We start from the raw sequence: 15,918 nt of genomic DNA, 5'->3' as shown, positions 1-15,918 counted from the left end.
TATGAATATTATGAAAAAACTACTATTTTTAATTACCTGTGGGGTTCTATGCTCCAATTTTCATTCGCAGAAGCTGGAATTCCAGGAGTGTGGAACGGATGAACTGATGCGGAAACATTATGAAAGGTATCCGGAACAGAAAGCTCAGGATGATGCTTTTAATTTAGAAATATCTAAACTGATCAAAAGCGGAAAATTTGCTAAGACCATCAACAAAAAACTAGTCTATGAAATACCTGTCGTGGTCCATGTAGTCGGTGACGGAAGTGCCATAGGAACGGTAAATAACAAATCCGACGCTGATATTATTGCATGGGTGAATTATTCAAACGGCGTTTTTTCCGGAAGTTCAACCAGCGGTATGTCCGGCACCAGTGCTGTGTTACCTGTGAAATTTGTTTTTGCCAAAGTGAATCCAAGCTGTGCCGCTACCAATGGGATTAACAGAATCAATGCCTCCCATCTTCCAAAATATGTAAGCGGAGGTGTCAATGATGACAATACCACCAATGCAGTAGCTGCTACCGAGATCACCGCCTTAGGGATGTGGGACACCAGCAAATATTACAATATCTATGTCGTGAAGAAACTAACTTCCAATGCAGGGGCCCTGAACGGATATGCTTACTATCCGGGAGGCAGCAAGGATTATTCTTTCATGGCCACAAGCGCTTCTGCAGTGAATAAACAAACGTTAGCCCATGAATTCGGACATGCGCTGGGACTTCGTCATACTCATGAAGGCTATACTGAATCTACAGGAGCTTGCCCTACCAATACTGATTGTACATTACAGGGAGATCTGGTTTGCGATACAGAACCTATGAAAAGTCTTTATCACTCGTCTGTGCCAAGCAGCTGCCAGACGGGACAGATTAATCCGTGTACCAGTGTGGCTTACGCGGGTGGTGAGAGAAACGTTATGGCATATACTTACTGCTTCAGAGACTTATTTACTTCCGGACAGACCGACCGGGCAACGGCACAACTCCTGCAGTACAGACAGTCTTTGATCAACTCCCCTGTTGCTTCTTCCACGATACCTAATAACAGCAGTGTCTTAACCTCCGCATGTGCTCCAACTTCTATCACAAATCCGGGAGGCACTAATCTTGGAATCACCTCTGTAAAATTTGGAGATATCAATAATTATTCTTCAAACTATAAACAGGCTTCCAATAATTTCTACGAAAATTTTACCGGAAATTACTGCGCAGGTGTTTCCAAAACCACGATTCCTGGTGGTACGGCAACAACCCTTACCGTTGCACCGGGAACCAGCAATTCGCATATTATCAAAGCTTATATCGATTATAACAATGACGGGCAGTTCAATGAAACGACTGAACTTGTCCTTAATCAAAGTGGCATCAGCAGCGGCTCTGTTGCGACGGCTTCTGTAACACCTCCTGCAACTGCTGTAGCCAACACCGCTTTAAGAATGAGAGTTATCGGTGAATTTAACGGAACAGCTGTTACGGCATGCTATACTCCAAAATATGGGCAGGTAGAAGATTATTCGGTGATCATTACGCGTCCCGGATTACTGGCTGTAGAAAATGTAACCAAGGTAAATACCGCAGAGATCATTAAAGATGAGAACGCTGTATACATAAAAAGTGATCTGAAAATATCTTCACTTCATATTTATGATGCTTCAGGAAGGCTGCTTACCGGCAGAACAGATATAAAATCTTCTGAATTCAGATTTCCTGTGAATGAAAAGAATACGATTTTAACGGTAACTGCGGTTCTGGAAAACGGAAAAGTGGTCACTAAGAAATTAAGATTCTAAGAAAACTATTCAAATAAAAAAGAGAGCTGCGAGGCTCTCTTTTTGTTTTATATACAAAATCAATTGATCTATGAATTCTGCTCTTCTTCTTCCAGTTCCACTTCATGTCTCAGCTGTGCTTTGTAGAGTGTTGAGTAGTATCCGTTCTTATCAAGAAGCTCTAAATGCTTTCCTTCTTCCACGATTTTGCCATGCTCCATGACAATAATTTTATCTGCTTTTTCAATAGTTGAAAGTCTGTGGGCAATGATAATGGAAGTTCTGTTTTTAGTAATTTTCTCTGTTGCTCTCTGGATCAGTTTTTCACTTTCATGATCTATCGAAGAGGTTGCTTCATCCAGAATCAGAATTTTAGGATCTGATAAATAAGCCCTTAGGAAAGACAACAGCTGTCTCTGTCCTAAAGAAATGGAGGAACCTCTTTCACTTACTACGAATTCATAGCCGCCAGGAAGCTGTTCGATAAATTCATCCACTTCAATTTCCCTGGCTCCTGCTCTTATTTTTTCCAACGTAATAGTATCGTCACCAAACGCAAGGTTTTCAAAAATACTTCCGTGGAAAAGAAACACATCCTGCAACACCACACCGATATGACTTCTCAGGTTATACAGTTCGTAATCCTTTAAATCAACATCATCAATAACGATTCTTCCGGAATTGATATCATAAAGTCTTGTGATCAAGCTGATAATCGTAGATTTCCCCGCACCCGTGGCACCCACGATAGCTACCGTTTCTCCCGGATTTACTTTAAAATCTATTCCTTTCAATACTTCCTGCTTTTCATCGTAGGCGAAACGTACGTTTTCAAATTCAATTTTACCGTCAAAGTGATCTTTCTTCACCGTTCCCGTATTTGGCATTGCGTAATCTTCATCCATCACCCCTAATACTCTTTCTGCCCCTACGATTCCCCTCTGGATATTATTGAAACGATCTGCAATCTGTCTTAACGGACGGATCAGCATAGAGATATATTGGATAAATGCAATAACAACACCGGCACTGATCGTGATATACCCGCCATAAAAAAGGATAAATCCGATGAATAATGAGGAAATCAATTCTACGACCGGAAAGAATAATGAGAAAATGAAAACCGTTCTCAATAAAGCACTTTTCAGGGTAATATTAATGTCATCAAATCTTTTAAATTCAGCACCCTGTCTGTTGAATACCTGAATAATAGACATTCCTGCCAGTCTTTCCTGAACAAAAGAGTTCTGATTCGCGGTCCAGGTTCTCTCGTCCCCGAAAGCTTTTTTCAATCTTTTCTGGAAAAATCTGGTGATCACCACCATTAATGGAAGGATCGCCAATGTAATATAACTCAGATGGACATTCGTACTGAACATCATTATTAGAACAAATACAATTCTAAGAATATCTCCAAAAACCATCAGGAAACCGTCGGTATAAACCGTGGCAATGGTTTCCACATCCCCAACAGCACGCGTCACAAGCTGTCCGATAGGCGTTTTGTCAAAAAATGAGGCTCTGAAATAGATCAGCTTCGCATACAGCCTCTCGCGGATATCACGGATAACGTTCTGCGAAATATAATTTGAAAAATAAACTAAGAAAAAGTTTAAAATAGTCTCTGCAAAAACCAAACCTACCAAAATATAGATATGCTTCATCATCAAAGCCTTATCCTGCAGCCTGGTAATATCATTATCCACCACTTCCATGGTAAGATAGGGCCTGTAGGTAGAAACTATGGACAGTATGACGGAAATTATCAAAGTAAGGATGAACCAGGAACGGAATTTCATTCCAATAAAGAACAGCCTCTTAACAATCTCCCAGGTATCTTGTTTTTTCATTGTACGAGTTGAAGAAAGAATTTAAAATTCTATGCAAAAATAAGACTTTATAATTTGACAGCCTTTACAACTTCATCAATTCGTTATAGAAAATTTCAGATAAGGGTTATTTACAGTATGAATATATTAAGCACAGTTTTTCAACCTTTTTTGCCACAGATTAAGTCATCCCGGTTTATAGTTTCTCCGGCTTATTCTAATAACTCCAAAAGTTGGCTGAGGCGCTCGAAGCCAACGTATCAGTGACTTCGAGAACCTCAGTCACCTGCCCTTGGTCATCTAAATTTTATAAATTCTTCTCCCCGATTTTTTCAATTTCCAAAGAAGGTTTATTCACATGTTCTTTTACAAATTTTCTTTCAAGAAGCTGATAAACGCCATATACGGCTGCAATGGAAATAATCCAGCTGATAATATTAACGATAGAAAACCCTGTATAGCTGACTTCCTCCAGAGAGTCCGGATCATTAATTCCCTGATAAATTCCATAAGAAAAACCAAAAAACAATTGCGTTCCCAGATACACTCCAATAGCGAAAAGCCCGTAGTGCCATTTTGTTTTTCCGAACCTTTCGGCAAGCTGTGCGTAATATCGGTAGGCTCCGATAAGAATAAAGATTGATAACATAATTCGTGTTTTATTAATAGCAGAAAACTCAGGCCTTTCCTGAATTCATCATACGTTCAGTACTTTTCTATTTCCACCAAAGAACACTTTATGCTAAAGAAAGGGAATGCAAAGAATCTTTTCATGGAAATAGTTATCCTGCTAAAATAGCAATTTTTTCCGTATTGTGAACAAACAGAGTACTATACAAAAAACGTTGAAATGATTATATGAGTTTTGTACCTTCCTGACTAAAATTCATAGCCAACATCTACAAGAAACAGTCCGTGTCCTGGTGCTGAAGTTCCGGCAGCATTGCGGTGTTTATCTTCAATAATTTTACGCAGATCTTCAGGTTTTATTTTACCACTTCCGATTTCCACCATGGTTCCTACAATCGCACGTACCATATTTCTCAGGAAACGATTGGCTGAAACCGTAAACTTAAGTTCTGTTCCATCCTGCTCCCACTCTGCTTTGTACATTTTACAGATATTGGTTTTGTTGTCCGTTTTTAATTTGGCAAAACTGGTAAAGTCCTCATATTCAAATAGAATTTTGCAGGCTTCGTTCATTTTGTGGATATCCAGCTGTCTTTTCCAGTGCTGCCAGGCAGATTCCTGCGTGAATGGATTTTTTGCCAGAGAAATATAATATTCATACGTTCTGTACGTCGCATCGAAACGGGCATGAAAGTCATCTTTGACCTTAAAAATCCTTTTTATACTGATATCGGGAGGCAGGAAGCTGTTCATCTTATAAGGAAGGTTGAGTGCATCCACTTCTTTCTCCGTATCGAAATGGGCAAATATTTTTTTGGCGTGAACACCGGTATCTGTCCTTCCGGCACCTGTTGTTTTGATCTCTTCCCTTAATATGGTGGAAAGCGCTTTTTCCAGTTCTTCCTGTACAGAAATGGCATCCGGCTGTATCTGGTAACCGAAATAATTTTTGCCATTATAAGAAAATTCAATAAAGTATCTCAATGCATTAAAAATAACTCCACAAAAATACTTTAATTTAATGAAATATTTGTTGAAAAGTCTTTGAGAATATTACACAAAATCCTTACGAAAATTCCTATTTTTGCAAACGTATGAAAAGATGGTACCTTTATCCTTTTTCCCTTGGTTATCATTTGGTAACGGGTATCCGAAACACAATGTATGATCTGGGAGTTTTTAAGACAACTAAGTTCAAGACTCCGATAATCAATGTCGGAAACCTTTCTGTGGGCGGAAGCGGAAAATCGCCTATGGTGATGTATCTTGCCCAATATCTGTCCAAACACTACAGGACAGGCGTCCTATCACGTGGGTACGGAAGACTGAGCAAAGGCTACGAAGTAACGAATTATGAAAGCAATTATAAAGTAGTAGGCGACGAAGCCATGCAACTTTTTGAACGTTTTAAAAACCGTTTCGTTATTGCTGTTTCAGAAGAAAGAGTTCCCGGCGCTAAAAAAGTAATCGAAGATATGGACCTGGATATTCTTGTTCTCGACGATGCTTTACAGCACAGAGCGATCAAAGCAGGATTCAATATTCTGATGACGGACTTTAATGATCCTTATTTCAAAGACCATCTTCTTCCTGCCGGAGATTTAAGAGAATCCCGAAATGGTTCCAGCAGAGCAGATATCATCATGGTCAGCAAATGTCCGGATGAACTTACCGAAGAAACCAAACGATATTATATTTCGAGGATAAGACCTTCCCACAACCAGAAAGTTTTCTTTTCCTCCATCGGCTACGATGAAAATGTGTACGGAAGAGAAAAAATGCTTCCGGATAACAACCTGAATTATTATGACATCCTCCTGATCACGGGAATTGCCAATCCGAAACCTCTTCTTGAGCATCTGGCAAAATTCTCACAGCGGGTTAAGCATTTAAAATTCAGAGACCACCATAATTTTACGGATGATGACATCAAAAAAATCATCGCAGAATATAAAAAATTAGGGGAATACAAACTGATCCTGACCACGGAGAAAGATTATGTACGTCTGAAAACTTTTGATTATCTTAGAGAAATTGTTTACTACTGGCCTATCAATGTCATCATTGATAAAAAGGAAGAATTCAACCAAATCATCTTAGATTATGTTAGAAAAAATTAAGCAGACTGCAGATTTCATTCACAATATTATCAAAGAAACTCCGGATTTTGCGATCGTTTTAGGATCCGGACTGGGAAAATTGCAAGACGAAGTGGAAGCCATTCACGTTCTGGAATATCCTGAAATCCCCAACTTCCCGCAAACGACGGTTGTAGGACATGGCGGAAAATTAATTTACGGAATCCTCGAAGGCAAAAAAGTTTTGATGATGAGCGGACGCTTTCATTACTACGAAGGCCATTCTATGGAAACCGTGACTTTTCCGATAAGGGTCTTCCATCTTTTGGGTATTAAAAACCTCATCCTTTCCAATGCCTGTGGTGGTGTCAATCCTGCTTACCGTGTGGCAGATATTGTTATTTTAAAAGATCATATCAATATGATGCCTGAACATCCGCTTCGTGGCAAAAATATTGAATCGTTCGGACCCCGTTTTGTGGATATGAGCGAGCCTTACAACAAAAAAATGATCGAAGTGGCTGAAAAGGCCGCTGCCGAACAGAATATTAAGATTCATCAGGGCGTTTATGTAGCTTTACAGGGACCTACCTTTGAAACTCCCGCAGAATACGGAATGATCAAAGCTATTGGTGGGGATATGGTGGGAATGAGCACCGTTCCTGAAGTGATTGTCGCCAGACATATGTCAATGGACGTTTTCTGTATCTCCCTGATTACAGATCTTGGCGGACCGGATATTGCCCTTGCCGTTTCTCATGAAGAAGTTCTGAATGCAGCCAATAAAGCTATGCCGAACGTGATTGCTGTAGTGAAAGGCCTTATCAGAAATTATCCATAGATCTTTATAGAAATTTTCGATCTCATAAATTTTTCCTAATTCATCAGAAATCAATCTCAGATTGCGTTTCATTGTTTAGATTTGTATAAATGAAATTGAAAGAATGAAAAAGTTAGCATTCATTTTTATGATCAGTGTTTTCGGGATGAGCTATGCACAACAGCAGCCGAAAGTACTCAAAACCTCTTTCTCCAAGGAAGCTTTAGTACAAAAGCTGGAAGATGAGGAAGGGAAAAATATTACCATTCAGCAGATTCTTGATCAGCATAAAGGAAAAGTTTTAGTGATTGATTTCTGGGCCGGATGGTGCAGAGACTGTTTAAAAGCGCTTCCGAAAGCTGAAGAACTTGAGAAAAACAATCCTAATGTAGATTTTGTATTTCTATCTCTGGAAAGATCAAAAGAAGGTTTTGACAAAAGTCTGGACCGATTCAATATGAAGGACAAAAACAATTACTGGTTTGCTTCAGGATGGAAAAATGATTTCAACAATTACGTTGACCTGAACTGGATTCCAAGATATATGGTAGTGGATCAGAAGTCTTCTATTGCAAAATATTACGCTATTTCTCCCGAAGATCCGGAGATTCAGGAAACCATAAACCGTCTTTCAAAATAATGATTACAAGAGAAGCTACAGAACAGGATCTGGAGGTCCTTTTAGAATTCGAGCAGGGAATTGTCCTTGCAGAAAGACCATTTAACAGCACGCTGCGTGATGGAGAAATTCATTACTACGATCTGCTTCAACTGATAAAGTCGGAGGATTCTTTAGTATTGGTAACGGAGGAAAATAACGAGATCATTGCATCCGGTTATGCTAAAATTAAGGAACCGGGAAATGATTATTCTAACTTTGACCGGTATGCCTATTTAGGTTTTATGTACGTAAAGCCCGAGCACAGAGGAAAAGGTGTGAACAAGCTGATTCTTGACGAACTGCTCAATTGGTCAAAATCCAAAGGTCTTTCTGAAATAAGGCTCGATGTATATTCCCAAAATGAATCGGCTGTAAAAGCCTATGAAAAAGCCGGCTTTGAGTCATTATTGGTTACGATGAGAATGAAAACCTGATTAGAATTTAATTCAAAATAAATGAATCCATATCTTTGCGGTATGGATTCTTCTTTTCCCACCCGTAAAATAATTCATGTTGATATGGACGCATTTTATGCTTCCGTAGAACAGCATGATGATCCTTCGCTTAAGGGAAAACCTATTGCTGTAGGAGGAGAACACCGTGGTGTAGTTTCCGCGGCGAGTTATGAAGCAAGAAAATACGGTGTACGCTCTGCTATGCCAAGCAAAACAGCCAAAGAGAAATGTCCGCATATTATTTTTGTTCCACCCCGTTTTGCACGCTATAAAGAAATTTCAAAACAGATCCGGGAAATTTTTCACGAATACACAGATCTTGTAGAACCTCTTTCTCTGGATGAGGCCTATCTGGATGTCACCGAAAATAAAAAAGATATAGAATCTGCCAATCAGATTGCTAAGGAAATCCGTCAGAAAATATTTGAACAGACCGGATTGACCGCTTCTGCGGGAATTTCAGTGAATAAATTCCTGGCAAAAGTGGCTTCGGATATCAATAAACCGAATGGACAGAAGACGATCCATCCTGATCGGATTGAAGGCTTCCTAGAAGAACTTCCCGTTGAAAAGTTTTATGGTGTAGGAAAGGTTACAGCTAACAAAATGTTTAGTTTAGGGATTTATAAAGGAAAAGATTTAAAGAAAAAATCACTGGAAGAACTGGTAAGGCTTTTTGGAAAATCGGGTGGTTATTATTACAATGTTGTTCGTGGTATTCATAATTCTGAAGTAAAACCTCATCGCATCCAGAAAAGTGTTGCGGTAGAAAGGACTTTTTTTGAAGATCTCTTTGATGATCAGGAAATTAATGATAAACTGGAACATCTGAGCCAGGAACTTCATCAGCGCCTGCAAAAGAATAATATCCTCGGAAGAGCTTTGACTTTAAAAATTAAATATAAAGACTTTTCACTCTTTACAAGAAGTTTCACGAAGGAAGACTATTTCACTTCCCCTGAACAGTATTTCAATACCGGAAAAAAACTTTGGGAGCTCAGACCTTTTGACAAACCGGTAAGACTAATGGGATTATCCCTTTCCCACCTCAACACGGAAGAGAAAAAACAGGTATCTATTCAACTAAAAATTCCGTTCGAAGAATTTGAAAATCAATAGATGATTTTTTTCACTATCTTGTAGGAAACCAACCAAATCACAGCCTATGAACACGACGATGATTCAATTTTTCCATTGGTATTCTGAAGGAAATGGAAAATTATGGAAAGAAGCAGAAAAACAGGCCGCAGATCTGGCAAAATTAGGAATCACTTCGGTATGGTTTCCTCCCGCTTATAAAGGCACAAACGGAGGCTACTCGGTGGGTTATGATGCCTATGATTTGTATGACCTTGGGGAATTTGATCAGAAAGGAAGTCTTCCCACGAAATACGGCACGAAGGATGATTATTTAAAAGCCATTAAAGCCCTGAAAAAACAAAATATCGGGATCATTGTTGATATTGTTCTGGGACACAAGGCCGGCGGCGATGAGCTGGAAAAATTTAAGGCTGTAAAAGTTGATGAAAACAACAGGGAAAAAATTATTTCAGATGTCATCGAAATAGAATCCTACACTCAATTCACATTTCCCGGAAGAGGAAAAAAATATTCTGATTTTGAATGGAATTTCAACTGCTTCAGCGGAGTAGATTTTGCCGAAGGTATGGATTCTCACATTTATAAGATACAGTCTGAATACGGTAATGATTGGGAAGAAATGATTGATGACGAGAAGGGAAACTACGACTATCTGATGTATAATGACATCGAGCATCGTAATCCATTTGTCCGTGAAGAACTCAACAGCTGGGCTGAATGGTATTTTAACCTGACTGATTTCGACGGGGTAAGACTGGATGCTTTAAAGCATATCTCCTTTGATTTTTATAAGGAATGGCTGACCATGCTCCGCTCCAATTCCGGAAAAAACATCTTTGCAGTCGGAGAATACTGGGCTCCGGGACAGCTGAATCTGCTTCAGAAATATATTGAGGTTACGGAAGGATGCATGAGCCTTTTTGACAGTTCGCTTCAGAATAACTTCCACACCGCTTCCAATGAAGGTGGTTCTTATGATCTCCGAAGAATTTTTGACGAAACGCTTACCCAGGCGGATCCTATGCATTCTGTGAGTCTTGTGGATAATCATGACACACAGCCTTTGCAGGACCTTGAAGCTCCGGTAGAATCATGGTTTAAACCATTGGCGTATGCTTTAATTCTGCTTCGGGAGAATGGCTATCCGTGTGTATTTTATCCTGATCTGTATGGTGCCCATTATACTGACAAAGGTGGAGATGGCAATGATCAGGAAATTTTTCTTGAAAAAGTAGATGGCATTGAAGAACTTCTTATTGCAAGGAAAGATCATGCTTACGGTGAACAAAGGGATTATTTTGAAGATGCCAACTGCCTCGGCTGGACACGTGAAGGAGATGATGAACATTCCGGATGTGCTGTGGTCCTAAGCAATAAAGAAGCTTACAGCAAGCCTATGGAAATGGGAAAACGCTATGCGGGTAAAAAATTCCATGATCTGCTTAAAAGACTAGAAGATGAAGTAATCATTGATGAGAACGGATGGGGAAATTTTCCGGTTCCTGAAGGAAATGTGAGTGTCTGGATTTCTGAATAACTTCTCAAATAAATAAAAAAACATACATGACCGGATGATCATCTCTTTGGTCATGTATGTCTTAAAATTGTACTGCTATAATAATTCTTTAGCAGTTTATATAGTGGCAGTTTTCCATATTAATGGCCCATTCACAGCAAAAGCCATCTTCGTTGGAAGTACAGCATACTCTGTCTCGGATAGGTCCTCCTCCTTTTAAATTCTTAAGTTCCTCCCGATTTAGTTTTCGTGCATTTGTTTTCATAGTTAGTATGTTTTAAGATTTGTTAATCAAATATAAATAAATAATCATCACATCATTAAAAATTACTCACAAATACATGATTTAGTCTATCAATTCCATAATAAAATAAGAATATAATCTGTAGAAGTTCGTCAAAAAACATCAACAGATTTAAAACTAAATTTTTCGGATTCTTAGTATTTCAGGTCTTTCTGATGTATCTGATATTTTTCCGGTTCTGGCAAATTCTGCCCAAAGCGTCCTCAACTTTTTACCATTTTCCTGAATATACTCCCATGGAATATCTTTCAGCAATTCCGCAGATTTCCAGGCTTCTTTATTCCCAAAGACCAAAGGAAGATCGATACAGTGTGCAGCCCCAATATGATTGTGCTCTGACTGTGAATGAATTCTGAACAGATAAACGTTTCCTCCTGCTTTGGCATAATTTTCAGCAAATTCTTCTGCCGGTTTTCCATAGATGAATTCCGTAGTTTTTCTTACCGCTTTATCTAAAATGATCAGGCCAAACCCTTTTCCGAAATATTTATTCAAAGCATCGGATGTTTTGAGGTAAAAAGCCGTTTCATTGTCGTTTAAACCAATCAGCACATCATATTTCCCTGCATTTGATTTCCACTTTTCCACCGCTTCATTTTCCTGACATAAAGGAGGAAAACCATATTGTGTTCCGAAAGGCATGGCTGCTTTCAGCCCGTATTTTATCACAGCCGGTACATGTTTCCGAGATTCTTCTGCCATTTTCAAAACATCTGTTTCGTCTTTAAGAAATTCTGTTTTCTTCAGAAACTCTGCAGACATTTTCTGCCGGCTGTGGCGCAGTCCCAAAGGTGCACTCTGGATAATTACCCGCTTAAACAAACCTTCAACACCATCTGAGATCATCAGATGAGCAATGGCATCACCGCCTGAAGACTGGCCTAAAAGTGTAATATCCTCAGGATCACCACCAAAATCTGAGCTATAGTTTTTGATCCATTTTAAAGCTTCGATAATATCAAACAAGCCCAAATTAGCTGATCTTTCTTCATCTCCTCCCAGAAAGCCAAAGAGCCCAAGTCTGTAGGAAACCGTAACAACAATGATTTGCTGTTCTTTTACCCATTCACTCGGATCAGAAGTGGGCAGGTCACCACAACCTATCTCATGGGAACCGCCATGGATCCATACAATCACGGGAAGTTTCTCATTGTCTGTAAAACTATCAGGACGGAATATGGAAAGAAACTGAGTAGATTCATCCGCATCAAAATCTTCAATATGAGTAGGACCAATCATCTTTTCCACCAACGGACTTATAACCTGTGGACAGACGGGTGTTTTATGGGGAAAGATAATTTCTGAAGCTGATGGTTGTTCGGGAACAGGTCTTTTAAACCTTTCTGAATGGGCATAGCGGATGCTTTTTGCTCTGATGATGCCGTTTTCTTTCAGTGCAATAATTTTCCCAAAGGAGGTCTGAAAAATGTGAGTCTTGGTCTGCTGAACTGTCATTTTAAAAACTTTGAAAAATTCTGTCTATTAAAATTAATTCAGTTTTTTGAAATGAGGAAATATTTTATGGTATTTAAACACAAATGACACTAATTTTTTACACTAATGTTCACAAATAAGTGAACCTGAATAAAATCGTGGTATTTGTGAAAATATTCGTGTTGCTTGTGTTTAAAACAATCAGTTTATTTAACACGAATGACAATAGTTTTTCCCACAAATTTCACAAATGATTGTGGATGAAAATTTTGATATTTGTGAAAACATTCGTGTTGTTTGTGTTTAAAACAATCAGTTTAGCATTTTATATTCACTTGGAGAAACGCCAACTTTGGCTTTGAATAATCTGGTGAAGTGCTGTGGATATTTAAACCCAAGGTCATAAGAAATTTCACTAATGGATTTTGACGGATTTAAGATTTGTTCTTTTGCCGCATCGATGAGTTTATTGTGAATAAATTCCTGAGCAGAAACACCTAGTTCCTTTTTGATCAGGTCTCCGAAGTAATTGGCTGATAAGTTGAGTTTTTCTGCAAAATAATTGACCATCGGGAAACCTATGTTTTTAGGATTGTCAGATTTGAAATAATCATCTACGAGGTTTTCAAATTTCCCGATCACCCCTTGGTTGATATGATCTCTGGTAATGAACTGACGGTCGTAGAAACGCATGCAGTAATTTAAAAAGAGTTCAATATTATTCACAATCAATGATTTGCTGTGCTTATCAATGGACTGTTCGAGTTCAAGTTTGATATTTTTAAAACATTCCAAAACAATTTCCCGTTCTTTTTCCGAGAGGTGCAGTGCTTCGTGAACGTCATAGGAAAAGAAACTGTAGTCTTTGATATTTTTGCCGAGATTGGTTCCTTTGATCAGATCGGGATGAAACAGCAAGGCATATCCACCGGGCTGTATGGACTTCCCATCATTGGTAACACCGCTTACCTGTCCGGGAGCGATAAAAACCAACGTTCCTTCCTGATAATCGTAGCTGTGCTTGCCGTAATGCATATCGCCACAGATCACATCTTTCAGGAAAACGGTATAAAAGGTATAGGTTCTCTTGTACTGACATATGGGATCGGATTTTGAAAAATCCACCACACTTACCAGCGGATGCAAGGTTTCATTGTTTACCATTTTATTGTAATCTGAAACACTCTTTATATTATCAACTTCCTGATCTTCCATTAACTATCTTTTTAAACGTATTCAAAATTACCACTTTCCTGCATACCTTGTATAGGGTCTGTAAAATTGGTAAGTATTTCGGTAATCTGTATAAGTAGTGTTTATCTAAAAGTATCGACTTTTGTACCGTTATGGAAACATTTAATACAAACATTTTTCCAAAAGGAGAAAAAGCTCCCGCAGCTTATTTTTCCGGAGGAACAGCCTGGGTGCAGATTCTAAAACCTAATGAAGATGACTTGAACTGCCAGATCGGAAACGTTTCTTTCGAACCCGGATGCAGAAATAACTGGCATTCTCACGGCGGCGGCCAGATTTTAATTGTAACTTCAGGAACAGGATTTTATCAGGAAAAAGGAAAACCGGCACAGGTTTTACGTCCAGGAGATGTGGTGAATATTCTTCCTGATGTCATTCATTGGCATGGTGCTGGTCCGGATAGTGAATTTACTCATATTGCCATCAATCCCAATACCCAAAACGGCATTGTGGAATGGCTGGAACCTGTCAATGATGAGGAGTACAATAATTTATAACTGAACTTAATTAACTTAAATCAAATAAACCAAACCAAACCAATGAGCACATTAACAGTAAAAGCCTTCGGGGCTGAGTCTACTACGGCAGACCTTAAAGAAATGACGATTGAAAGAAGAGCAACCACTCCCAAAGATGTAGAAATTGAAATTCTATACTGTGGAGTATGCCACTCTGACCTCCATACGGCAAGAAATGACTGGGGCGGATCTTTGTATCCTGTGGTTCCGGGGCATGAAATTGTTGGCAGAATTACCAGTGTAGGAAGTGAAGTTTCTAAATTTAAAGTAGGCGATCTTGCCGCAGTAGGATGTATGGTAGATTCATGCGGACACTGCGACAGCTGTAAAGAAGATCTTGAGCAATATTGCTTAAACGGATTTACAGGAACTTACAACGGAAAAGACAAGCATTTGGGAGGTCATACTTTTGGCGGATATTCTCAGAAAGTAGTTGTTGATGACCATTTCGTATTAAGCGTCCCTGAAAATCTTGACCTTGCTGCAGTAGCACCGCTTTTATGCGCAGGAATTACAACTTGGTCTCCATTGAGACACTGGAACGTTGGACCTAACTCTAAAGTAGCTGTTGTAGGACTAGGCGGATTAGGACATATGGCGATCAAACTGGCAAAAGGATTAGGCGCTGATGTGACTTTATTCTCTAGAACTCCAGGAAAAACGGAAGATGCGAACCAATTAGGAGCTGATCACGTGGTTATTTCTACCGATGATTCACAAATGGATACTGTAAAAGGAAAATTCGACCTGATCATCGATACGGTTCCTTATGAGCACGATATCAATCCTTATATGCAGACCCTTACTCTGAACGGAACTTTGGTTCTTGTAGGATTTGTAGGCGAATTCAGCGAAACTGAAGTGAGCACAAGACCAATGATTTTCCAACGTCGTTCGGTAGCCGGTTCATTGATCGGAGGTATTGCTGAAACTCAGGAATTACTTGATTTCTGCGGAAAGCATAATATCGTTTCAGATATTGAGCTGATCAAAATGCAGGATATCAATCAAGCGTATGAAAGAATGATCAAAAGTGACGTGAAATACCGTTTTGTGATTGATATGCAATCTTTGTAATTATTCGTATATTTTAACGGAAAGACTGCCTTTGGGTGGTCTTTTTTGTTTTTGGAATATTTTTTTAGGTTTTGGCTAAAGCCAATTTGGATGATTTAAAGTTTAAACGGGCTAAAGCCCGTTTCTATTGAATATTATAGTCAAACATTAAATACGCGTGGATAAATGATAGATTTTGGCTAAGGCCTGGGATCTTTCGTGCATTAAAAAAATGTGCTAAAGGCCGTTTCTATTGAATTTTATCTTGAAAACGTTAAATGCAATTGGATAGATTTTGGCTAAAGCCTTGAATATATTTTTCATTAAAAAACGGGCTAAAGCCCGCTCCTATTGAATTTTGTAAGCTTGTTTGAAATAGTTGAATCTTTCCATCATAGACCTTTATCATAAATACATTATACATTATACATTATACATTATACATTATACATTATACATTATACATTATACATTATACATTATACATT

Annotated in this window: 15 protein-coding genes; 9 read left to right on the top strand and 6 right to left on the bottom strand. The window is 38.8% G+C overall.

The window, feature by feature from the left end:
* Window positions 1-10 precede the first annotated feature (10 nt).
* The gene (locus tag N0B48_RS11310) at window positions 11-1,795 is read left to right on the top strand and encodes a GEVED domain-containing protein (RefSeq protein ID WP_259838899.1); all 1,785 of its coding nucleotides are present in this window, start codon (window positions 11-13) and stop codon (window positions 1,793-1,795) included.
* Between the two features lie 68 nt (window positions 1,796-1,863).
* Here the strand turns inward: N0B48_RS11310 and N0B48_RS11305 are convergent, their stop codons facing one another.
* From N0B48_RS11305 to truA, 3 genes are all read right to left on the bottom strand, one after another.
* On the bottom strand, window positions 1,864-3,624 hold the full coding sequence (locus N0B48_RS11305; RefSeq protein ID WP_259838898.1) for an ABC transporter ATP-binding protein: 1,761 nt from the start codon (window positions 3,622-3,624) through the stop codon (window positions 1,864-1,866).
* Between the two features lie 286 nt (window positions 3,625-3,910).
* Window positions 3,911-4,252 carry a hypothetical protein gene (locus N0B48_RS11300; RefSeq protein ID WP_259838897.1) on the bottom strand — a complete coding sequence of 114 codons (342 nt, stop codon included), beginning with the start codon at window positions 4,250-4,252 and terminating at the stop codon, window positions 3,911-3,913.
* Window positions 4,253-4,482: 230 nt separating this feature from the next.
* A complete protein-coding gene (truA, locus tag N0B48_RS11295) occupies window positions 4,483-5,217 on the bottom strand; it encodes a tRNA pseudouridine(38-40) synthase TruA (protein ID WP_259838896.1) in 735 nt (244 codons plus the stop codon).
* A gap of 110 nt (window positions 5,218-5,327) precedes the next feature.
* Here truA and lpxK point away from each other — a divergent pair, with 110 nt between their 5' ends.
* From lpxK to N0B48_RS11265, 6 genes are all read left to right on the top strand, one after another.
* Window positions 5,328-6,353 (top strand): tetraacyldisaccharide 4'-kinase, encoded by a 1,026-nt coding sequence (gene lpxK / locus N0B48_RS11290; RefSeq protein WP_259838895.1) that lies wholly within the window; start codon window positions 5,328-5,330, stop codon window positions 6,351-6,353.
* Window positions 6,337-7,152, top strand: a complete 816-nt coding sequence (locus tag N0B48_RS11285) for a purine-nucleoside phosphorylase (RefSeq protein WP_259838894.1) — start codon at window positions 6,337-6,339, stop codon at window positions 7,150-7,152. Before lpxK ends, N0B48_RS11285 begins: the two co-directional genes overlap by 17 nt.
* 103 nt (window positions 7,153-7,255) lie before the next feature.
* Window positions 7,256-7,771: a TlpA family protein disulfide reductase gene (locus tag N0B48_RS11280; protein WP_259838893.1), complete on the top strand. Its 516-nt coding sequence runs from the start codon at window positions 7,256-7,258 to the stop codon at window positions 7,769-7,771.
* Entirely contained in the window at window positions 7,771-8,226 is a 456-nt protein-coding gene (locus tag N0B48_RS11275; protein WP_259838892.1) for a GNAT family N-acetyltransferase, read from the top strand. The genes N0B48_RS11280 and N0B48_RS11275 overlap by 1 nt, the downstream gene beginning before the upstream one ends.
* A gap of 42 nt (window positions 8,227-8,268) precedes the next feature.
* Window positions 8,269-9,366: a DNA polymerase IV gene (gene dinB, locus N0B48_RS11270; RefSeq protein ID WP_259839236.1), complete on the top strand. Its 1,098-nt coding sequence runs from the start codon at window positions 8,269-8,271 to the stop codon at window positions 9,364-9,366.
* A 46-nt stretch (window positions 9,367-9,412) separates the two neighbouring features.
* Window positions 9,413-10,885 (top strand): alpha-amylase, encoded by a 1,473-nt coding sequence (locus tag N0B48_RS11265; RefSeq protein WP_259838891.1) that lies wholly within the window; start codon window positions 9,413-9,415, stop codon window positions 10,883-10,885.
* Between the two features lie 88 nt (window positions 10,886-10,973).
* On the opposite strand, the gene N0B48_RS11260 is transcribed toward N0B48_RS11265, so the two are convergent.
* The 3 genes from N0B48_RS11260 to N0B48_RS11250 all read right to left on the bottom strand — a co-directional run bounded on the left by N0B48_RS11260 (window position 10,974) and on the right by N0B48_RS11250 (window position 13,817).
* Window positions 10,974-11,129, bottom strand: coding sequence for a hypothetical protein (locus N0B48_RS11260; RefSeq protein ID WP_259838890.1), 156 nt, complete (start codon window positions 11,127-11,129; stop codon window positions 10,974-10,976).
* Between the two features lie 156 nt (window positions 11,130-11,285).
* Window positions 11,286-12,623, bottom strand: a complete 1,338-nt coding sequence (locus N0B48_RS11255; protein WP_259838889.1) for a carboxylesterase family protein — start codon at window positions 12,621-12,623, stop codon at window positions 11,286-11,288.
* Between the two features lie 291 nt (window positions 12,624-12,914).
* Window positions 12,915-13,817 (bottom strand): helix-turn-helix domain-containing protein, encoded by a 903-nt coding sequence (locus tag N0B48_RS11250; protein WP_259838888.1) that lies wholly within the window; start codon window positions 13,815-13,817, stop codon window positions 12,915-12,917.
* A gap of 131 nt (window positions 13,818-13,948) precedes the next feature.
* Between N0B48_RS11250 and N0B48_RS11245 the strand changes: the two genes are divergently transcribed.
* Both N0B48_RS11245 and N0B48_RS11240 read left to right on the top strand, forming a co-directional pair.
* Window positions 13,949-14,353 carry a cupin domain-containing protein gene (locus tag N0B48_RS11245; RefSeq protein WP_259838887.1) on the top strand — a complete coding sequence of 135 codons (405 nt, stop codon included), beginning with the start codon at window positions 13,949-13,951 and terminating at the stop codon, window positions 14,351-14,353.
* Window positions 14,354-14,395: 42 nt separating this feature from the next.
* On the top strand, window positions 14,396-15,451 hold the full coding sequence (locus N0B48_RS11240) for an NAD(P)-dependent alcohol dehydrogenase (protein WP_259838886.1): 1,056 nt from the start codon (window positions 14,396-14,398) through the stop codon (window positions 15,449-15,451).
* The last annotated feature ends 467 nt before the right edge of the window (window positions 15,452-15,918 follow it).

The organism is Chryseobacterium herbae, assembly GCF_025154075.1.
In the GTDB taxonomy this organism is placed as follows: Bacteria; Bacteroidota; Bacteroidia; order Flavobacteriales; family Weeksellaceae; genus Chryseobacterium; species Chryseobacterium herbae.
The sequence above is the reverse complement of the archived record's forward strand: the minus strand, read 5'-3'. Positions and strand labels throughout refer to the sequence as shown.